General features: G+C 39.5%; 17 protein-coding genes and 1 pseudogene. 14 read left to right on the top strand and 4 right to left on the bottom strand.

What is annotated here, in order from left to right; genetic code table 11:
* The first annotated feature begins 15 nt into the window (after positions 1-15).
* Both LS67_RS01060 and LS67_RS01055 read left to right on the top strand, forming a co-directional pair.
* Positions 16-798: an MlaD family protein gene (locus LS67_RS01060; protein ID WP_034327877.1), complete on the top strand. Its 783-nt coding sequence runs from the start codon at positions 16-18 to the stop codon at positions 796-798.
* Positions 798-1,373: a hypothetical protein gene (locus tag LS67_RS01055; protein ID WP_034327876.1), complete on the top strand. Its 576-nt coding sequence runs from the start codon at positions 798-800 to the stop codon at positions 1,371-1,373. The genes LS67_RS01060 and LS67_RS01055 overlap by 1 nt, the downstream gene beginning before the upstream one ends.
* Before the next feature lie 109 nt (positions 1,374-1,482).
* Here LS67_RS01055 and LS67_RS01050 read toward each other — a convergent pair whose 3' ends face one another.
* From LS67_RS01050 to rsmA, 4 genes are read right to left on the bottom strand one after another with little or no spacing between them, the layout of a single operon-like run.
* Positions 1,483-1,722, bottom strand: a complete 240-nt coding sequence (locus LS67_RS01050) for a DUF2443 family protein (protein WP_034327874.1) — start codon at positions 1,720-1,722, stop codon at positions 1,483-1,485.
* A gap of 25 nt (positions 1,723-1,747) precedes the next feature.
* Positions 1,748-2,719: a KpsF/GutQ family sugar-phosphate isomerase gene (locus LS67_RS01045; RefSeq protein WP_034327872.1), complete on the bottom strand. Its 972-nt coding sequence runs from the start codon at positions 2,717-2,719 to the stop codon at positions 1,748-1,750.
* Between the two features lie 49 nt (positions 2,720-2,768).
* On the bottom strand, positions 2,769-4,868 hold the full coding sequence (locus LS67_RS01040; protein ID WP_034327871.1) for a ribonuclease J: 2,100 nt from the start codon (positions 4,866-4,868) through the stop codon (positions 2,769-2,771).
* On the bottom strand, positions 4,837-5,670 hold the full coding sequence (rsmA, locus tag LS67_RS01035; RefSeq protein ID WP_034327869.1) for a 16S rRNA (adenine(1518)-N(6)/adenine(1519)-N(6))-dimethyltransferase RsmA: 834 nt from the start codon (positions 5,668-5,670) through the stop codon (positions 4,837-4,839). Before rsmA ends, LS67_RS01040 begins: the two co-directional genes overlap by 32 nt.
* 222 nt (positions 5,671-5,892) lie before the next feature.
* On the opposite strand from rsmA, the gene hisF reads away from it, so the two are divergent.
* From hisF to ileS, 12 genes and pseudogenes are all read left to right on the top strand, one after another.
* A complete protein-coding gene (gene hisF / locus LS67_RS01030) occupies positions 5,893-6,651 on the top strand; it encodes an imidazole glycerol phosphate synthase subunit HisF (RefSeq protein ID WP_034327868.1) in 759 nt (252 codons plus the stop codon).
* Between the two features lie 84 nt (positions 6,652-6,735).
* On the top strand, positions 6,736-7,353 hold the full coding sequence (locus LS67_RS01025) for a 5'-methylthioadenosine/S-adenosylhomocysteine nucleosidase family protein (protein ID WP_034327866.1): 618 nt from the start codon (positions 6,736-6,738) through the stop codon (positions 7,351-7,353).
* Positions 7,354-7,366: 13 nt separating this feature from the next.
* Positions 7,367-8,593 (top strand): annotated as a pseudogene (gene rlmN, locus LS67_RS01020) (23S rRNA (adenine(2503)-C(2))-methyltransferase RlmN); the annotation flags it as partial.
* A 238-nt stretch (positions 8,594-8,831) separates the two neighbouring features.
* A complete protein-coding gene (locus tag LS67_RS09530; RefSeq protein WP_161594464.1) occupies positions 8,832-8,978 on the top strand; it encodes a hypothetical protein in 147 nt (48 codons plus the stop codon).
* A 110-nt stretch (positions 8,979-9,088) separates the two neighbouring features.
* A complete protein-coding gene (locus LS67_RS01015; RefSeq protein ID WP_236096316.1) occupies positions 9,089-10,312 on the top strand; it encodes an epoxyqueuosine reductase QueH in 1,224 nt (407 codons plus the stop codon).
* A 41-nt stretch (positions 10,313-10,353) separates the two neighbouring features.
* Positions 10,354-10,842, top strand: a complete 489-nt coding sequence (fabZ, locus tag LS67_RS01010) for a 3-hydroxyacyl-ACP dehydratase FabZ (RefSeq protein ID WP_034327863.1) — start codon at positions 10,354-10,356, stop codon at positions 10,840-10,842.
* Between the two features lie 15 nt (positions 10,843-10,857).
* Complete coding sequence (lpxA, locus tag LS67_RS01005; protein WP_034327861.1) at positions 10,858-11,640, top strand: acyl-ACP--UDP-N-acetylglucosamine O-acyltransferase; 783 nt, start codon at positions 10,858-10,860, stop codon at positions 11,638-11,640.
* The gene (gene clpX, locus LS67_RS01000; RefSeq protein ID WP_034327859.1) at positions 11,633-12,886 is read left to right on the top strand and encodes an ATP-dependent protease ATP-binding subunit ClpX; all 1,254 of its coding nucleotides are present in this window, start codon (positions 11,633-11,635) and stop codon (positions 12,884-12,886) included. The genes lpxA and clpX overlap by 8 nt, the downstream gene beginning before the upstream one ends.
* A gap of 85 nt (positions 12,887-12,971) precedes the next feature.
* A complete protein-coding gene (locus tag LS67_RS00995) occupies positions 12,972-14,006 on the top strand; it encodes a rod shape-determining protein (RefSeq protein ID WP_034327857.1) in 1,035 nt (344 codons plus the stop codon).
* A 12-nt stretch (positions 14,007-14,018) separates the two neighbouring features.
* On the top strand, positions 14,019-14,870 hold the full coding sequence (gene mreC / locus LS67_RS00990; RefSeq protein ID WP_138109513.1) for a rod shape-determining protein MreC: 852 nt from the start codon (positions 14,019-14,021) through the stop codon (positions 14,868-14,870).
* Positions 14,867-17,149 carry a hypothetical protein gene (locus LS67_RS00985; protein WP_052099803.1) on the top strand — a complete coding sequence of 761 codons (2,283 nt, stop codon included), beginning with the start codon at positions 14,867-14,869 and terminating at the stop codon, positions 17,147-17,149. The genes mreC and LS67_RS00985 overlap by 4 nt, the downstream gene beginning before the upstream one ends.
* Before the next feature lie 242 nt (positions 17,150-17,391).
* Positions 17,392-20,184 (top strand): isoleucine--tRNA ligase, encoded by a 2,793-nt coding sequence (gene ileS / locus LS67_RS00980; RefSeq protein WP_034325417.1) that lies wholly within the window; start codon positions 17,392-17,394, stop codon positions 20,182-20,184.
* The last annotated feature ends 65 nt before the right edge of the window (positions 20,185-20,249 follow it).

The raw sequence follows: 20,249 nt of genomic DNA, 5'->3' as shown, positions 1-20,249 counted from the left end.
TTTGAAGGAGAAAATATGGAACGCAATGTTCGATATGTATGGATTGGAGCGATATTTTTTATTGTGCTTATTTGTATGGTGGTTTTTGTTTTATGGCTCAATCGCTTTGAAGTAGATTCTAAAAAATACGCGCAGTATTACGCATATAGCTCTAATGAAGTGAGTGGTGTAGGCACAAACACACCTATTCGATACAAGGGTATTAGTGTGGGGCACGTGCGTGATGTGAAATTTAAAGATATTGTTTCAGGCATTATCGAAGTCGATATGCTTATAGAATCTTCTTTGCCTATTCGCGAAAATGCAAAAGTCATCGTAAGCTCACAAGGATTAGCAGGGGCGAATTATCTCTCTATTATACAAAATGAGGGAGAAATATTACAAATAAACAGCGAGGGCAAAAAGGTACTCGAGTTTGACAAAGGTGAGCTTGATAAAATCTTAGCAAAAGCAGGGGAGTTAGGCGATAATGTAGATTTACTTCTTAAAAGTGTGAATAGTGTATTTGATGAGGGAAATATTGGTGAAATCAGTTTGCTGTTAAAAGATTTGCGAACGAGTATGGATTCTATGCAGAGTGTGGCAAAGCAACTTGATACACAAATGCAAAATGGTGAGTATAATATCCGTGAGATTCTAACACCCACTCTTTTTGCGCTGCAAGGGAGTTTGCAGGATATGAGCGCGTTTTTTACTAAAGCTTCGGCATTTTTGGATAAAGTCGATAAAAATCCCTATGATAGCTTTTTTGGCAAAGAATCCAAAGACAAAAGTAAAGACTCTAAAAAGGATAAATAATGAAATGGATATTTTTATGCCTCTGCGCGTGGATTATGCTGGGTTGTGTTGATGTGAAAATTGCTTCTAACATTGATAATATATCGTATTTGCATTTGCAGCCACAGATACAATCTTATTCGTGTAAGATACCTAAAAAACTCGCCCTGCTTGATATACGCGCTATGCCACCCTATCATAGCAACAATATTTACATTTTGAATTCTAAACATATTGATGTGCTTAAGGCACAAAAATGGATAGCCCTACCCCAAGATATGTTACAAAGAGCATTTGTGTTTAAGGCAAAGGAACAATGTTTTGAAGTCTCTATGCCACCACTTGGTACACAAAGGCTTCAAACTCTACTTAAACTCTCTTTACTCTCCTTACAGATTGTGGAGGAAAATAATACATATAAGGCACAAATAAGTGTGTTTTATGAGCTTATCTCTACGAATCTTAAAAGTAAAAGTGGCGTGATACAATCAAGTAAAACCATAGAATCTCTTAGTGATTCACATATCACACAAGGTTTTGCGCTAGCAAGCGATGAGGTGCTGATACAAATCCTACGCACAGCACAAAAGTTTTAGAATCTATGATAGATTCTAAAACTTGCAAGATTCTATTTATGAGTCTTAGAATTTTTGTGGTAATGCGCGAACTTCGTAAGATTCAAAAAAGCACTTAAAAAGCGCAATTTTAGAAAATAAGCAACTCGCGTTTGAGTTTATTGAGTGCGTCAATTTGGGCTTTAAGCTTTTCAACTTCCACATCAATTTGTGAAAGCAAGTCAAAGCTAAGATGCTCGGGCATATCCTGCGAACCACGTTTAATCATAATATAATCAATGAGCGAGATTTTAGCGATATTGAGTAAAATATTAATATCATCGCGAATGTCCTCGATATTTTTAAAAATTTCATCTATTTTTTCAAACATCTTTATCCTCCTTGCTCGGTAGATTTTATTTAAGCCCAGCAGCGATGAGTGTATGTAAGTGTATAACACCTTGTATATGATTTTGCTTATCTGTGATGATTAAGAGCTGAATTTTGTTTTCCTCCATCATTTTAAGCGCATCAAAGGCGAGGATTTGTGGATTATCACAAGTTTTTGGTGAGCGCGTGGCATAGGCACTTACGGGTGCATTTAAGTCAAAATTGTTCATCATCATTGCGCGGCGTAAGTCACCATCACTTAGAATCCCCCAAAGTGCGTTATCTTGCGTGATGATAGCATTTCCTAGCCTCTTTTCACTCATTACAATAATCGCTTGAGCCAAAGGTATATCCGGTGCAATAAGGGGGAGATTTTCTGTTTGCATTAAATCTTTAATTTTTACAAAAAGCTGCTTGCCAAGCGCACCGCCGGGGTGAAATGAAGCAAAATCATTTGCCTTAAAGTCGCGCTTTTTCATAAGGCACACAGCCAACGCATCACCTAATGCGAGAGTGAGCGTAGTGGAGCTTGTAGGCGCGATATTAAGCGGGCAGGCTTCTTTCTCTATGCTAATATCTAAAAAGTAATCGCCCATAGCCGAGAGCGGAGAATTTCTATCCTTACTCATCGTGATGATAGGATTCCCCAAACGTTTAATGTGCGGGAGGATATTGAGTAATTCCTCGCTCTTGCCACTATAACTAATAGCGAGGATAATATCATTTTTTTGTAGTAGCCCCAAATCGCCGTGCATTGCCTCTGTGGGGTGCATAAAAATGCTTGGTGTGCCTGTGCTTGAAAGTGTGGCAGAAATCTTTGCGCCGATAAGTCCGCTCTTACCTACGCCACACACAACAAGTTTTCCTTTAGAATCCGCAACTAACTCCACGATTTTTTCAAGCTCTGCACTTTGAATTTTTTTTGCTGCTTGAAGTAGGGCGTTAGATTCCATCTCAAGAACTTCTTTCGCGATGAGTGCGTAATCTAGCTTTGCCATTTTATCCCTCGCTTTTTGCTTTGTTATTTTTATCTCGCTTTGGTGATTTCTACACGATGTAAATCATCGGCACGATTGTTGGATATTTTTTGACTTTCTTAAAAATATGTCGCTTGAAGAGATTATGCACTTCGTTTTCGAGATTTTTTGCATTGAATCCCTCTTGTTTAAAGTTTTTTACAAGAAATTCTAGCGTCTCATTCATTTCTTTTTCAAAGCCTTTGTCCTCTTTGTCTGCCACGAGCCCATAGCTAGAAATCTTTGTTTCTAGAATCTTGCGCTCTTTGTTGATACGTGCGGAGATAATCACAATGCCATCTTGAGCCAAAGCCTGTCTATCAAGCACAACATCATTTTCAATCTGGCGATTGATTTGATTGTCAATATAAGTTTTGCCATTTTTGACACTGCGCACCTTTTTTATATAGTTTGGATTGACTTCAATTTGGTCGCCATCTTCCATAAGCAGGATATTTTTTTCAAGCACCCCACAAGCTATCGCCGTTTGTTTATGTTTGGCGATGTGGTTGTATTCTCCGTGCACGGGCAAGAAAAATTTTGGCTTAATGAGTCGTAGCATTAGCTTTTGTTCTTCTTGTGCAGCGTGTCCGCTTACGTGAATCTCGCTAAAGTCTTGATAAGCGACTTTTGCTCCAGCTTTGAGGAGAAAATTTAGCACAACAGATACAGAGCCTTCGTTGCCCGGAATTGCCTTAGCGGAAATAATCACCATATCACTAGGTTTGATTTTGATATGGCGGTGCTCGTCTGTTGCCATACGATAGAGTGCGCTCATCGTCTCGCCTTGTGAGCCTGTGGTAACAATAAGCACCTCATTGTCAGGATATTTTGCGACTTCGTGGGCTTCTATAAAAATATTTTGTGGTAGGTCAATATAGCCTAACTCGCGCGCAATTTCGAGATTCTTTTCCATAGAGCGTCCAATTACAGCGACTTTGCGATTATACTTTAGCCCGTAGTGGATAGCCTGATACACGCGGTGAATATTTGATGAAAAAGTGCTCATTATCACGCGCCCTTCTGCTTGTTTAAAAAGAGATTCAAAAGTTGGTCCCACACTCGCTTCACTAGGCGTTGTCCCGCTGCGATGTGAGTTTGTAGAATCACTAAGTAAAAGCATCACGCCCTCTTCCCCATAGTGTGCGAGGCGGTGCAAGTCAGTGGGGAGATTGTCAATAGGCGTGTGGTCGATTTTAAAATCACCAGTATGGATAATTACCCCTGCTTCTGTGCGTATAGCAAGGGCAGAAGCATCAATTACAGAGTGCGTGATATTAATCCATTCAACCTCAAATGCACCAATTTTAATTGGCTTGCGTTTTTGCACGATTTTGAAGAACGAGCGGAATTTTTTTAGCCCGTGCTCGTCAAATTTACTGCCAATCATACCCAGTGGCAGTGGTGTGCCATAGATTGGAAATTGCAAAAGTTTGAAAAGATAAGGCACCGCGCCAATGTGGTCTTCGTGCGCGTGAGTGATAATTACCCCTGCGATTTTATCCTTAATCGCAAAAAGATAGCTAAAATCCGGCACGAGGATATCCACGCCGTGCATATCCTCATTTGGAAAGCTCATACCTACATCAATAACGATTGCCGAATCTGGAGTTTCGATAACGGTGATATTCCCGCCGATTTCGCCTAGCCCACCAAGAGGTGTGATACGCACACTTGCTTTTGTGTTGAGATTCAATTTATTGTGGGGATTGAGGCTCTGCATTTGAATCCTTGTATTTGCCTCTACACATTTTTTTAAATCTTTATGTAGCCCAAGATTGCCACTTTCATTGACATCACGCACCTCACTAACGCCGTTTATGTTCTCCTCTGCTTGTGCTTTGTTTTGATTCTGCGCCATAGGATTTTTGCCCTGCCATTTGCGCTTTTCAAATGGTTTTTGTCTCTGTTCACCATTATGTTGATGTCTATCTTGTGGGTGCTGTGATTTTGGCTTGTGATAATATTCTTTTTTGCCTTCTCTTGTATTGTGGCTTGATTCTCTATGATATTCCCTAGATTCTCCTGTGGCAGTCATATCATTTGCTTGTTTCTCTATGGATTTCTTTTTGAATCTTTCCCCAAAAGATTGTGGCTTATTATGTTGCTCTGTTACATTCTTTTCTTCCATTGCTATGTCCTTTTTTAAGAATTTGTAAAATGTGGTGAAAACTTTTTGTCTCTACTTCGTGTGCTCGTGCATTGAGTGATATACCCACGGATTCTAAAGCCTCTTGCAAAACACATTTATCAAAAGTCGTACTAAGATTTTTGAAGAGCGTTTTGCGTGGTGCAATAAAAGCACATTTTAAAAAAGATTCTAAATCATACAAAGAGAAACCTTTAAATGGCTTAGCACAATGCTTTTGAATCACAAACACAGATGAGGTTACCTTTGGCACAGGAGAAAAAGCGGTATTTGGCACATCAAAAAGTAGTTGCGCCTCGCCAAAGCTTTGGGTTAAAACGCTTAGGGCACAAAAATCGCTTTTTCCACTTGTAGCACAAAATTTTTGTGCTACTTCCTTTTGTGTCATTACAAGCAATGCACGACAAAAATCATCACGCAAAAGTCGCAAAATAATATGCGTGGCAATATAATAAGGAAGATTAGAGACAACCTTGTATTCATTTTCATAGAGCCACTGCTGCTCCTGTGGAAAATTTAAAACATTTTCATAGATAATTTTCAATCGCCCACTTTGAATATGACTAGAAAATTTTTTATCAAGCAAAGAACATAAGTCTAAATCGACTTCATAGGCTATCAAGGATTCTATTTTCAATAGCTCTTGTGTCAAATCACCCAAGCCAACCCCAATTTCTACACATTGGATAGGAAGTGTGGGAATGGATTGGATAATCTTATGGAGGTAGTGAGAATCTTGCAAGAAGTTTTGTCCAAAATGTTTTTTTGCTTTATAACTTTTCACTACCCACCCTTAGTCTATGCGGCATTATAACCTAAAATATGCAAATATTTTGTTTCTGTAAAGAGTATTTGGCTATGATACGCACTTAAATCTATAATTTACACAAGTTTTGAATCTTAAACAAAAGTATTTTAAAGCCCAAAGTATAAATTTAATCCTAAGAGATAGAATCTCAAAGCAATGCTAAAACTACAGATTCCAAACAAAGCCAAAGGAGAATATATGAGCCTAGCAAAGAGGATTATCCCTTGCCTTGATGTACGTGGTGGGCGTGTGGTAAAGGGTGTAAATTTTGTTGGCTTAAAAGACGCGGGGGACCCTGTGGAGATTGCTAGACGTTATAATGATGAGGGTGCGGACGAACTCGTGTTGCTTGATATTACCGCAAGCCACGAGCAACGCGGCACGATGATAGATATTGTCAAAAATATAGCAAAGGAAGTGTTTATACCCTTTAGCGTGGGCGGAGGTATAAGCTCTATAGATGATATGTCTGCTCTACTCAATGCGGGTTGTGATAAAGTGAGTATCAATAGTGCGGCGATTAAGAATCCTCATCTCATTGATGAAGGTGCAAAACGTTTTGGCTCACAATGTATTATTTTGGCTGTCGATGCAAAAATGTTCGCCCCAAATGTGTGGCATATCTATATCAATGGCGGACGAGTGGATACGGGCAAGGATATGATTGAGTGGATAAAAGAGGCTTGCGATAGAGGGGCTGGAGAAATACTCCTCACAAGTATGGACACTGATGGCACAAAAAATGGCTATGATAAAATGATGATAGAATCTTTGGCTACTTTTGTGAAAGTGCCAATTATCGCAAGTGGTGGAGCGGGCAAAATGGAAGATTTTGCTGCGGTTTTTGATTATGGAGCTGATGCAGCATTAGCCGCGAGTGTGTTTCACTATAAAGAGATTGACATCAAAGATTTGAAAAGATACTTACAAAACAAAGGTGTTTCGGTAAGAATTTGAGTGAGTGAAAATATCAAGGTTATAAATAGCCATAAAATTTAGCTTGTCTTTACTGGTAAAAGATAAAAATAGAGTGGAGTAAAAATGATAGTATGCGCGGGTAATGGTGAGTACTTTTCTTTCGCAAAATCCATAGGCATTGGATTGTGTGAAAGCGCGATAGGACTAACTCAAGTGTGCTTAAGGGAGAGCGTGGATTCTATAATTTTTGTAGGAAGTGCTGGAGCATATAGCAAAGATATTTGTATCGGCGATATTTGTCTTGCTGATAATGCGACACAAATAGAGTTAGGTTTCTTAGAGGATAAAGCCTATACCCCGCTTGACAACCATATTCAAAGCGGAGTTTTAAACGAAAAATATGTTTCATATGAAACATATAAGAATCTTGCCACCTACAAAAAAGTCATTGTGAATAGCTCAAATTACATTACGACTGATGAGGCTATGGCTTTACGATTTGCTAATGCAAATATCGCTTTAGAGAATATGGAATTTTTTGCAGTGATGAGAGTGGCGCAATATTTTCACTTGCCTTGCGCTGGTGTATTTTGCGTGAGTAATCACTGCCATAAAAATGCACATAATGAATTTTTGTCTAATCATCAAATGGTAAAAGAAAAGATTATGGCAGAATCTCATTTTATACAGCAGCTTTCATACGCCTTAGCCCATAGAAATGAGTCAAATGATAGAGAATGAAAAACGTGTAAATATGAAAACACAAATACAAAAAAATGTGAATCCACACAAGCCTAACAAGCTTACAGATACTAAACAAAATACACGCAAAAATACAAAGAATGAAAATGCTAATAAGGATACTCATAGAAATGTGCCTAAGAACATCTTAGATTCTAAAAAATTACAAGAAGGCACAACATTACTACCAAGTCTTTATAACTACACTTTAGATGAACTTTCTACCTTGCTCTCTCCCTCTTTCCGTGCAAAGCAAATTTATCACTGGCTTTATCATCGATATGAAAATGATATTACCTCAATGAATAATATTTCAAAGGCAATGCAGGAATTTCTGCAATCGCATTTTGTGGTATCACAAATCGAGCCTTTGCGTATAGAGACGAGCAAGGACGGGAGCAAAAAATATCTTTTCCACACACACGATGGACATAGTTTTGAATCTGTGTTGATACAGATGCGAGAGAAGCAAAGCAAGGACGGCATAGAAAAAAGTGAAAAATGGACAATGTGTCTTTCAAGTCAAATTGGTTGCAAGGTGGGTTGCGCATTTTGTTTTACCGCAAAAGGTGGATTTGTGCGGAATCTATCCGCTGCCGAAATAGTCGAACAGGTTGTGATGATGAAAAGGGATAATCACATCGCACCTCACAAAAAAGTCAATATTGTTTTTATGGGTATGGGTGAGCCACTTGATAATTTAGAAAATGTAGCAAGGGCGATTAATATCTTAAGTGAGCTTCAAGGATTAAGCATTTCGGCAAAAAGACAGACAATTTCTACAAGCGGTATCGCTCCTAAAATTAAAGTATTAGGCAGTTTGAATCTCGGGGTGCAACTCGCGATTTCTCTTCACGCTGTTGATGATGAATTGCGCTCGAAGCTTATGCCAATTAATAAGGCTTATAACATTGCCGATGTGCTTAAAGAAGTGAGGACGTTTCCTGTGGATACGCGCAAAAGAGTGATGTTTGAATATTTGATGATAAAAGATGTAAATGATGATTTAAAAAGTGCAAAAAAACTTCTTTCTTTGCTTAATGGTATTAGGGCAAAAGTGAATTTGATACTTTTTAATCCACACGAGGGAAGTGAATTTGAGCGTCCGCAGATGGATAAGGTCAAAGCATTTGCCGATTTTTTGGTGGAGCGGGGATTGCTCTGCACGATACGAGAATCTAAGGGTATTGATATTAGTGCAGCGTGCGGACAACTGCGTGAAAAGGTGAAGCAAGAGAATGGAATAATCGTGCCAAAGCCAAAGGCTTTACGCAAAAAACTTTTGAATACAGAATCTATGCAAGATTCTAAAAATTTTATCGATACTCAATTACCCACACAGAATCGGCAAGGCAAAAATATAAGTAGTAATGTTTCACGCGAAACATTACATATAGATTCAAAGACTCAATACTCACAAAACAAAGCACAGTCTCATAAGAAAACAAAAGATGTGTTTGTGCAAAAAGGATTTAGCAATGAGGATTAGAATCTTGCAATATTTTTATTGGCAGATAGATTTAAAAGTAATTTTAGATTCTATAAAAATCGTTGAAAATCAAAAAATAGAATCTTTAACAAAATGCAAGTGGTGGATTCTAAAAACGCACAATGTAAAATCATAAGAAAGGAGAAGCATATACAATGATAAATTTAGATATTTTGCTCATTGTTTTTTTGGCGGCAGTTGTATTTGTAGGTGTCGTGTCATTTTGGTATTTTGCAAACAAGAAAGATGAGTAAGCCTACACCCTATGATATGCTCGTGCATATTTGCTGCTCGGTGGATAGCCATTATTTTTTGAGTGAGCTGCAAAAAATCTATCCTAATAGCAAAATGTTAGGGTATTTTTATAACCCAAATATTCATCCCAAAGAAGAATATGATTTGCGTCTGCTTGATGTGGAGCGGAGTTGCAAAATGCTGGGCGTTGATTTAATAGAGGGAGAATACGAGATTCACAAATGGTTTGATGATGTAAGGGGCTTAGAATGTGAGCCGGAAAAAGGCAAACGATGTGTGAAGTGCTTTGATATGCGATTAGAAAAAAGCGCACAGGTCGCACAAAAAATGTCTATCCATTCTTTCACCTCCACTCTTTTGGCTAGTCCGCTTAAGGAGCAGGAGATTTTGTATGCGGAGGGTGATGAAATCGCCTGTGCTTATGGATTGGATTTTGTCAAAATTAATGTGCGTAGCAATGGTGGCACACAGGCTCAAAGTGTGCTCGCAAATAAGGATAGACTTTATAAACAAACTTATTGTGGTTGTCAATTTGCGCTTAACAAGCAAAGGGAAAAGCAGAATCAATTTCCACTCGAGCTAATGAGTAATATTGGCAGACAGATAGCACCCGGTAGCAATGAGGAGCGTCAGCTCGTATTTGCAATGCGCGATAAATGTGAATGTGAGGGAGTAGAATACATACTCTATAAACACCCTAAAATGATTTGGCGCAATCTAAGAAGCCTATGTATAAAAAATAGTGAGGTCATAGGATCTTATGTATTGACCCATTCACGCAGTAAAAATATGGTAAAAACTTCAAATATTACCTACATAAAGCAATCAATACACATTGCACCTTTTTTGCTTCAGGCTAATGTATTGGGAGAAAGATTAGAATCTGCAAAGAGTGAGGTAGGAGGTAGCGCAGATGTGCAGAATGTGCTACATAAGAGCGTGAGTATTTGGCTAGGCTATGCAAGGCACGATGATAGTGTGTTTATAAGTGTTGAGGATATAAATGCTCTGCTTGGCACATCTTATCATTGTGCACAAGATATGGTGTATTGTCCCCCGCTTTATAAAGATGAGTTGATGTTGCGCACAATGTTGTGCGGAGCGGATAGTCTGAATCCTATCATTATTTTAGATAGCCGCATTGAAGATTCTATGAAAGTTTTTATTAATGCACATTTTCAAGAAAGTAATGTTTTTGGCATTATCACACATTAGAAATTTTTGGTAGAATGCGACATTTGCTATAAGGAGTGTATATGCAAGATTTTGTTATGAATGTGGAGAAGATTCGCCAAATTTTACCTCATCGTTATCCTATGTTGCTTGTCGATAGGGTAATGGAGCTAAGGCGCAATACAAATGATAGTGAGCCAGATGGATATATCAAGGCATATAAAAATGTAACAATCAACGAAGAGGTGTTTTTGGGGCATTTTCCAAATAAGCCCATTTATCCGGGCGTTATGCAGATTGAGGGAATGGCACAGGCTGGAGGTTTGTTAGCATTTGTGAGTATGTTTGGCGATGATACTGCACAGGCAGAAAACAAGATTGTGTATTTTATGACTATTGATAATGTCAAATTTCGCATTCCTGTTATGCCGGGTGATAGGCTGGTGTATGAATTGAAAGTGCTTAAGCATAAAGGAAGCATATGGCAACTTGGGGCGCAAGCATTCGTTGATGATAAGCTTGTATCCGAAGCAGAACTAAAGGCGATGATTGCCGATGCAAAAGATTCTTAGAAATCGGGGGCTATTATGATAGGTAAAACAAGCATTATAAAAGAGGGTGCGCATATTGGTAAAAATGTGCGCATTGGCGAATTTTGTATTATTGGTAAAAATGTGCGCATTGGCGATGATTGTGTGATAGGTAATTATGTGCATATTAGTGGGCACACGACTTTGGGCAAGGGAAACAAAGTTTATAACAATGCCGCTGTGGGTGTGCCACCCCAAGATTTAAAATATGCCGGAGAGGATACGGAGCTTATTATCGGTGATGAGAATCTTATCCGCGAATTTACCACACTTAATCCGGGCACAGCAGGAGGAAGGAGAAAAACAACCATAGGTAATAGAAATCTGCTTATGGCATATGTGCATATTGCACACGACTGCATAATAGGGAATGATTGCATTTTGGCAAATAATGCTACACTTGCCGGACACGTGGAACTTGGAGACTTTGTAAATATCGGTGGCTTGACACCTATTCATCAATTCTGCAAAATTGGTGATGGTTGTATGATTGCCGGAGGAGCGGTGCTTACTCAAGATGCGCCACCATATTGTTTGCTAGAAGGTAATCGAGCCTATATTAGAGGGCTAAATAAACATCGTATGCGTAAGCTTTTTTCGCGTGAGGAAATCGATGAAATAAGCCGCGTGTATAAGATTCTATTTTCACATTCTGCACCGATTAGGGAATTAGCCCAAGCCCAGCTTGAATCTAGCCCTATTGACAGCATTCGCTATATTTGTGAGTTTATTCTTTCCTCCACGCGCGGCATTCCTCTTAAAGGAGCAAGTAATGAATAATGAGAAAAGATGTAGTTTTTGTAAGGTAGAGGAGAGCACCTACAATCCCTTTATATCCGGCGCACCGGGTGTGTATATTTGTAGAAATTGTGTTACTTATATACATAAAGCACTCACAGACTATTCGGCGCGAAGCGATGTCGAGGAGGAGAATCTTGATATAAAAGCTCCCTCACCCAAAGAACTTAAAGCAAAACTTGATGAATATGTGATAGGGCAAGATGCTGCAAAACGCGTGTTTTCAGTGGCTGTGTATAATCACTATAAGCGCATTATAAAGGATGAAGAGCAGATAAGTGAGGTTTTACGTGATGTGGAGATTTCTAAATCCAATATTTTGCTTATTGGTCCTACAGGCAGTGGCAAAACACTTATGGCGCAAACTTTAGCGCGGTTTTTGGATATTCCTATCGCTATTTCGGACGCAACAAGCCTCACAGAAGCCGGCTATGTGGGCGAGGATGTAGAAAATATTTTAACGCGTCTCCTTCAAGCAGCAAACGATGATGTAAAAAAGGCAGAGAAAGGTATAGTTTTTATTGATGAAATTGACAAAATCTCGCGCCTTTCTGAAAATCGCTCTATTACTCGCGATGTATCCGGCGAGGGTGTGCAGCAGGCATTGCTTAAAATTATTGAGGGAAGTGTGGTAAATATCCCCCCAAAAGGTGGTAGAAAGCACCCAAATCAAGATTTTGTGCAAATTGACACAAGCAATATACTCTTTGTGTGCGGTGGGGCATTTGATGGACTAAGCGATATTATTAAGAGGCGTTTGGGCGGCAATGTGCTCGGATTCCACGGAGAGAAAAAAGGCAAAAGCGAGGCAAATGCGTTGCTTGAGTTTGTTGAACCTGATGATTTGATAGCTTATGGACTTATTCCGGAACTCATTGGTCGATTGCATATGATTACTACATTGGCACCCATTGGCAAAGAGGCGATGATTGAGATTCTCACCGAACCTAAAAACGCGCTTATCAAGCAGTATCAAAAGATTTTTGAAATTGACAGAGCACATTTGCATTTTGAAAAAGGTGCAATTGAGGCTATTGCAGAGCTTGCCATTACGCGAAAAACAGGTGCTAGGGGGCTTAGGTCGATTATGGAAGAGGTGATGATTGATTTAATGTATGATTTGCCTGAACTTGAGGGTTATGATATTACGATTACAAAAGAGTGCATTACACAAAAGCAAAGCCCGATTCTTGTCAAAAAAAGAAAAAATACACAAAAAAGAGCTTAATTTAACATAAAACAAAGGTTTAGCAAAGGATTAGAATGTATAATTTGCAAATTTATTTTTGTCATTCTGCATTTAAGGAGCTTTTATGCTAATGGATAGAATCATTGGGACTTTTTCCAAAGATATTGCCATAGATTTAGGGACAGCAAATACTTTGGTATTAGTCAAGGGCGAGGGGATTATCATCAATGAGCCTTCTGTGGTAGCCGTTCAGGCTGATAGATTTAATACAGGCAGAATTTTAGCAGTAGGAAAAGAAGCTAAAGATATGCTAGGAAAAACGCCTGATGGTATTCAGGCTATCCGCCCATTAAAAGATGGCGTGATTGCAGATTTTGATATGACAGAAAAGATGATTCGCTATTTTATTGAGAAAGCCCATCAGCGCAAATCACTCATTCGTCCGCGCATTATGGTATGTGTGCCTTATGGACTTACAGGTGTAGAAAAAAAAGCAGTGAAAGAATCTGCTATGAGCGCAGGTGCTAGGGAGGTATTTCTCATTGAGGAGCCTATGGCAGCAGCCATTGGTGCAGGATTGCAGATTCAAGAATCTAGAGGCAATTTGGTCATTGATATCGGCGGAGGCACGACAGAAATTGGCGTTATCTCTTTGGGTGGATTGGTAATTAGCAAGTCTATTAAGATCGCCGGAGATAAGTTGGATGTAGCAATAGTGGACTATGTTCGTAAGAAATTTAACCTCCTTGTTGGTGAGCGCACAGGAGAGGAGATTAAAATTGAGATAGGATCTGCTTCACCTATGGAAAAGCCTCTTGTTATGCAGGTGCGCGGACGCGACCAAGTGAGTGGATTGCTTAATACCATCGAACTTACAAGCGAGGATGTACGTGAGGCGATGAAAGACCAGTTACGTGAGATTAGCAATGCTCTCAAGTCAGTTTTAGAATCTATGCCGCCAGATTTAGCGGGGGATATTGTCGAAAATGGGATTGTGCTAACTGGTGGTGGTGCGCTTATAAGGGGACTTGATAAGTATCTTTCTGATATTGTGCGTTTGCCAATCTATGTGGGCGAGGAACCACTACTATGTGTGGCAAAAGGCACAGGCAAGGCAATGGAAGATTTAAACTTGCTTAATCAACTTGCCTTTGATTGATTTGAGTGATATATGAGATACAAAATCCTTGTTTTCGGGATTGTTTTTTTTGTATCTGTATTAGTTGTAATGGAGCTAGACAAGTCTGTTCAAGCAAAGATTCTAGGCATTAGCGACTATATCAAGGTGTCTTTGTTAGATTCAAAAGAAAGCGTAATTGATATTTACGATAGGCATTTTAATCAAGCAGAGCGGATAGAGGAGCTTAATGCGAAGCTTGTCGATTATGATAAATTATTCCTTGAAAATCAAGCCTTGAAAAATGATATTACAAAATTGCGTAATGTCATCAATAAGGGTGGTATTGTGCAGGCGAGTAGCAATATTCATCACGCGCGTATCATTTCATTCACGACTTTGGGGAAACGTGATAGGGTATGGCTTGATACAAATCTTGCTGAATATCATCAAAATGACAATTTAGAAAATAAAATTTTTGGCATAGTAAAAGATAATGCTGCACTCGGCGTGGCAATCGTGCAAGATGGGCGAGTTGAAGGCTTTTTGAACGGCAATACAAATTGTAATTACGATGTTTATATTGGTGCAAGTAGAGCTATGGGCATCGTAACAGGCTCGTATAATGACAATTTGCTTGTGGAGTATGTATCCAACAGGAGTAAGATTCAAAAAGGGGATAGAGTTTTTACAAGTGGGCTTGATGGTATCTTTTTTGAAAATATACCTGTTGGTGTCGTGGAGAGTGTGCGCGAAAATTATGGCTATGTGAGTGTGGAAGTAAAGCCATATGTGAGTGTAAATGAGCTCTCTTATGTATGGATTATCGATAGAGAAGTTACCCCCCCCCCCCCCCCCACAATGATGAGCAAGACACAGGAAGATAGTCAAGAAGCATACAAATGAATCAGCCAAGCGACACTATAGAATCTTTTTTACATATTTTCATACACTCATTACAAAAAAGTGTTTCGCAGGCGGATACAAGTGCGCTCATAAAGGAACTTTACAATATTAAAGCGAGTGATATAAATTTGCTTCAATCCACCCCGCAAGGCAAGAATCTAGTGCGAGAGTGCATTAGGACTATGAGGGATAAAATATACGAGCTGCTTTGTGCGGGGCATATATGTGGCGTGGAGTATCTCTATATTTTGCTTTTTGTTTCGCGCACAGATTCAGAATCTAGCTTAAAATCTACTAAACAATCTACTCTAGAAACTACTACATCAAACAAAGCAGTATATCAAGCTACAAATGAAGCTCAAAGTCATATATTTTCACCAGAAACCATAGAGATTGACTCGCGCTTTGAAGTCTTTGTAAAACTCGCACAAGAAAGCCTTTTTATGCAGAGAAATAGCGATGTAGAAAATGTGCTTTTCATCGAGCTCTATATTATTGCAAAGGCGTTAATGAATATGCGTGATTTTACCCAGCTCGTGTGCGAGTATATTACGCTCATTATGCTCGTGGATATTAATATCCCTGTGAGTCTCGCACATACGCAATTTATAGTGGAATCTTTTGAGAAACTAGGCGTAGATATGCCCACACTCCTTAGTGCGCTCAAAGCTCAGCAGGATAAACAAGCCTACTTTAACTATCCAGCCCTTGCAAGACGCAGTATTTTGAATTGGCAGCTGCATTGTTTTTGGAATGTTTCACATTTTTTTAATCATAATGCGTGGCTCGAGCTGTATCCGCTGTGGCAGGACTTGTTTTATACATTGCTTCAAAAAGGTGATGTGGAGAGCATAGATGAGGCAATGTATATGCAGTTTTTCATCTATCATATGTGCGGGAATAATTTTCATCACCAAGCGCAATGGCGTAGGTTTTGTGAGGAAATTGACAAAGTAGCATCTCAAGCATATGAGGCTTTTGCTAAAACTTGCGGTGTTTATGGCGTTGGCAATAGAGCCACACACACAGCAAATGGCAAGATTTGTATCGCCTTTTTGCGCGATAGGCTTGTGCCAAACTCTCCCTACAAAGTCGAATATAGCCTTTTGCATAATCTCTACAATGATGAGGCATTCAAAGCACAATATGAAGTCAAAATCTACATGATGAAGTTGCTTGAAAAGAGTGATGATGACAAACAAGTAATTGCTGCGTATGAAGGGCTTGGCATAGAGGTGGTAGATGTCGTCTCACCTTTTAATGCGAAAGGATTCTATAATTCCCATTTGCAAAAAGCCCTTGCACTTAAAGACGCGCTCCACCGCGATAATGTTTCTATACTCATCAGCCCAAATAATGGCTATGGCATAAGCGATTTTCTTCTCGCCACGCGCAGTGCGCCACTGCAAATTTACTATTCTCACGGCAATTTTGTATATGATTTATCTTGTGTTGATGCGCGAATGACACATATTTGTCAAGGTAATCGCCACATTACGCACGAGGGCTTTGATTTTTATGGTGTGCCTGTGAAAATGCAGGAAAGATTCTATAATCCCCCGCTAGATGCCAAATCTCAAGAGAAAATTCACTCTATACGCACAGGATTCCCAAAAAATGTCATTGTGCTTGGCACGATTGGGCGGTTGATGAAGCTTCACTCGCAGGAATATTGGGAGTGTGTGGTCGAAGTTATGCGCTCCTTTCCGCAGACTATCTATCTCGCGTGTGGGGGGGGCAATAGCGCACTCATTAGTGAGTGTATAGAAAAAGTGTGTGCTATCTCTGGTGATGGCGAGGAGATTTTAAGGCGGGTGCATTTTGCGGGATATGTAGATAGTGGCATTTATGGACATATCATTGATATATGGCTTGATAGCTTTCCGCTCGAGCAAGGCGAAAGTCGCATAGAATATGCCGCAAAGGGTGGTTTAAGTCTTGTGATGAGTAAGGAGAGTAAAGAGGAGCGCTTACAACGTTTAGAGCAGAACCTAGCGCGGTGGATAAATATCCCTAATCGCGATGGCACAGCGAAAATGCAGGAGCAATACGATGAGGCATACACTATATTAGCAGAATCTTATCTGTCTTTTATGGCGTTTTCTAAAGAGGAGTATATATGCAAGGCTTGTGCTTTAGCGGGGTTATTTGCAGAGAAAAGGACAGACGAGATAGAATCCTTAAGGTGCACTAGCGCATTTGGTAGGGCTGTGGGTGATGAGATAAAGGAATATGAGGGTGTAAATGCTTTTAAAGAGATAATGGCTTTGAATCCTTGATTAAATGGGAGATTTAGCCTCGTATTATCGCTTGAGGGATTTATAAGTTTTTAAAGTAGCTCGTTGTTGCACTTGCATATTTTTGTCCTCTTTAATAAAAAACAAAAAATGGGAAAGTGTTTTTTGTTTAGGTTTAATACGATAATAAAAGGTGCAACTTAGAGAAACTAAGGCGTATTTAAAAGCATTTTTCTGCTACAATCGCGTTTTTGTTTGCGCAATCTATACACGGAGCTTAAGCTATGGACTATAAAGACACTTTGATTTTACCTGATACTTCTTTTCCAATGAGAGGCAATCTCCCAGTTAATGAGCCACAAACTTATGCAAAATGGCGTGATGAGGGGCTTTATTCTCGCCTAAGAAATACTCACAACACAAATGCTAAAAGTTTTTATCTCCACGATGGACCCCCGTATGCAAATGGGCATTTACATATAGGACACGCACTCAATAAGATTCTCAAAGATATTATTGTGAAATATCATTATTTTAAGGGTGAAAATATCCGCTACACGCCCGGCTGGGATTGCCACGGACTACCTATTGAACAACAAGTAGAACAAAAAATTGGCAAAGCAAAAAAAGATAGTTTAGAGAAAACAAAATTACGAGAACTCTGCCGCAATCACGCTCAAAAATTTATACAAATTCAATCAAGTGAATTTCAGGCATTAGGGGTTATAGGGGATTTTGAGAATCCTTACCAAACAATGGATTTTGCATTTGAAGCACAAATTTATCGCACTCTTATCGCACTTGTTAAAGAAGGACTTTTGGCGGAGAGATTTAAGCCTATTTATTGGAGCTGGGCTTGTGAATCTGCCCTCGCTGAAGCCGAAGTAGAATACCAAGACAAGCAATCAGATTCTGTATTTGTCGCTTTTAGTTTAGATACAAATGCGCTTCAAAAGCTTGGTGCAAAAGAGGCAAAGCCTATCATTTGGACAACCACACCTTGGACGCTTCCAGCAAATGTTGCTTTGGCTTTAAATCCTACCGAATCCTATGTGCTTACAAATGATTATTTCATTGTGGCACAAACCTTACATCAAAAACTTGTAGAAAATCTCGGCATAGGTAGAGATGTATTGCGCACCTTGAGTGCTAAGGGGCTAGAGGGTTTAGGAGCGATAAATCCGCTTAATGGGAGAAAATCGCTTATCATTTTGGGTGAGCACGTGGGTGTGAGCGATGGCACGGGGATTGTGCATACTGCGCCCGGACACGGCGAAGATGATTACTATGTGGGGTTAAAATATAATCTGCCTGTGATTATGCCCGTTGATGATAGAGGGAATTTTAGCCCTCTTATAGAATCTATGAATCTTGTGCCTAAAGAATATGTGAATGAGTTTGTGGGCAAGAATATTTTTGATACACATAAGAGTATTTTTGAGATTCTAGGAGAAGCACTTTTGAAAAAAGATGTAATTACGCATAGCTATCCGCATTGTTGGCGTTCTCATAAGCCTGTGATTTATCGTGCGACTACGCAGTGGTTTATTTTGCTTGATAAGCCTTTTTATGAGGGGAAAACTTTGCGTGAAGTTGCCCTTAATGCACTTGAAGGTGTGAGATTCTATCCTGCAAATGGTAAAAATAGAATCTGCTCGATGATTGAAAATCGCCCTGATTGGTGTATATCTCGGCAGAGAGATTGGGGTGTGCCTATCGCATTTTTGCTTGATAAAGAGAGTGGTATTGCGTTGCTTGATGAGGCAGTGCTTGAACATATTGCTTGTATTTTTGAAAAAGAGGGTTGTGATGCGTGGTGGAGCTATGAGATAAAAGACCTTTTGCCACCAAGCCATAAGCATTTGGCAGATAATCTCACAAAGAGCAAACATATACTTGATGTGTGGTTTGATAGCGGAAGCACTTGGAGTGCTGTGCTTGAGAATCCGTATAGGCTGAAAGGAAATGATTATGATGCAGGCTCTCACCCTGCAGATATGTATCTTGAGGGAAGCGACCAGCATAGAGGGTGGTTTCAAAGCTCGCTTTTGCTTTCTTGCGCGATAGCCAAAAAAGCACCATTTAAGGAGATACTAACACACGGCTTTACCTTTGATAGAAATGGTGAGAAAATGAGTAAATCTAAGGGAAATGTGATAGCCCCGAGTGAGATTATTAAGACTCAAGGCAGCGAGATTTTGCGCTTATGGGTGGCACTTAGTCATTATCAGAGCGACCAAAATATTAGCGATGAGATTCTCAAACAAGTGGGTGAGCAATATCGTAAAATCCGCAATACGATACGATTTTTGCTTGCAAATGCTGCGAATAATCCACAAGATTTGGTTATGCGTGATGAGTTAGGTGAGATTGATAGGTGGATTCTTGGTGAATGCGATAGGGTATTTGATGAGGCATATTCGTATTTTGATGAATATGAGTTTGCCAAAGCTTTTCAAGGAGTGATGAACTTTCTCACAAATGAGTTAAGTGGTGTGTATTTAGATTTATGTAAAGATATTTTATATTGTGATAGTGCCAATTCTCTCCGCCGCCGCTCGATTCAAAGTGCAATGGTTATGATTTTAAGGAGGCTTTTACATTTTATAGCTCCTGTGCTTACATATACCGCAGATGAGGCATTTAATCACGCAAGTAATGCGATTAAAGCAGGTTGCAAGGATATTTTTATGTTAGAGAGGAGCACCTGCAAGGAGAGCTATAATCTCGCCACAAACATAGATTTCGCCTATTTGTTGCGCGTGAGGGAGAAATTTGGCGAGACGCTTGATAGCCTGAAAAAGCAGAAGATTCTAAAATCCTCGCTCGAGGTGCTTTTGCAAGTGCCACAGGATATAGAGCTACTTGATAGGTGGCTTATCGTCTCTGGGACACAAAAGGCAGTGCAAAATGGCGAGGAATTGGCGCGATTTGAACTTGCAGGTAATGAATTTGTGCTGTATAGGGCGCAGAAGGGTAAGTGCGAGAGATGTTGGCAATTTGTTGTAGAAAATCAAGCAGATTCTAAAGAGAGTGCATTATGTGAGCGATGCGCGGAAGTGGTGAGGGATTTATAGATTTGGCTTTGCCTCAATATGATGGGAGACTAGTAAATTCATAGATAGACAAAGTAGTGTTTTGC

Origin of the sequence: Helicobacter sp. MIT 03-1616, assembly GCF_000765685.2 — a bacterium.
Classification (GTDB): Bacteria; Campylobacterota; Campylobacteria; order Campylobacterales; family Helicobacteraceae; genus Helicobacter_C; species Helicobacter_C typhlonius.
Note: the sequence above shows the minus strand (reverse complement) of the source record. Positions and strands in the feature narration are given on the sequence as shown.

Coding starts and splice junctions, on each gene's coding strand:
- mreC (WP_138109513.1), top strand. CDS start 14,019: ATGAGATACAAAATCCTTGTTTTCGGGATTGTTTTTTTTGTATCTGTA.
- fabZ (WP_034327863.1), top strand. CDS start 10,354: ATGCAAGATTTTGTTATGAATGTGGAGAAGATTCGCCAAATTTTACCT.
- clpX (WP_034327859.1), top strand. CDS start 11,633: ATGAATAATGAGAAAAGATGTAGTTTTTGTAAGGTAGAGGAGAGCACC.
- LS67_RS01050 (WP_034327874.1), bottom strand. CDS start 1,722: ATGTTTGAAAAAATAGATGAAATTTTTAAAAATATCGAGGACATTCGC.
- LS67_RS01060 (WP_034327877.1), top strand. CDS start 16: ATGGAACGCAATGTTCGATATGTATGGATTGGAGCGATATTTTTTATT.
- hisF (WP_034327868.1), top strand. CDS start 5,893: ATGAGCCTAGCAAAGAGGATTATCCCTTGCCTTGATGTACGTGGTGGG.
- LS67_RS00995 (WP_034327857.1), top strand. CDS start 12,972: ATGCTAATGGATAGAATCATTGGGACTTTTTCCAAAGATATTGCCATA.
- LS67_RS01055 (WP_034327876.1), top strand. CDS start 798: ATGAAATGGATATTTTTATGCCTCTGCGCGTGGATTATGCTGGGTTGT.
- ileS (WP_034325417.1), top strand. CDS start 17,392: ATGGACTATAAAGACACTTTGATTTTACCTGATACTTCTTTTCCAATG.
- LS67_RS01015 (WP_236096316.1), top strand. CDS start 9,089: ATGAGTAAGCCTACACCCTATGATATGCTCGTGCATATTTGCTGCTCG.
- LS67_RS01040 (WP_034327871.1), bottom strand. CDS start 4,868: ATGGAAGAAAAGAATGTAACAGAGCAACATAATAAGCCACAATCTTTT.
- LS67_RS00985 (WP_052099803.1), top strand. CDS start 14,867: ATGAATCAGCCAAGCGACACTATAGAATCTTTTTTACATATTTTCATA.
- lpxA (WP_034327861.1), top strand. CDS start 10,858: ATGATAGGTAAAACAAGCATTATAAAAGAGGGTGCGCATATTGGTAAA.
- LS67_RS09530 (WP_161594464.1), top strand. CDS start 8,832: ATGAGGATTAGAATCTTGCAATATTTTTATTGGCAGATAGATTTAAAA.
- LS67_RS01045 (WP_034327872.1), bottom strand. CDS start 2,719: ATGGCAAAGCTAGATTACGCACTCATCGCGAAAGAAGTTCTTGAGATG.
- LS67_RS01025 (WP_034327866.1), top strand. CDS start 6,736: ATGATAGTATGCGCGGGTAATGGTGAGTACTTTTCTTTCGCAAAATCC.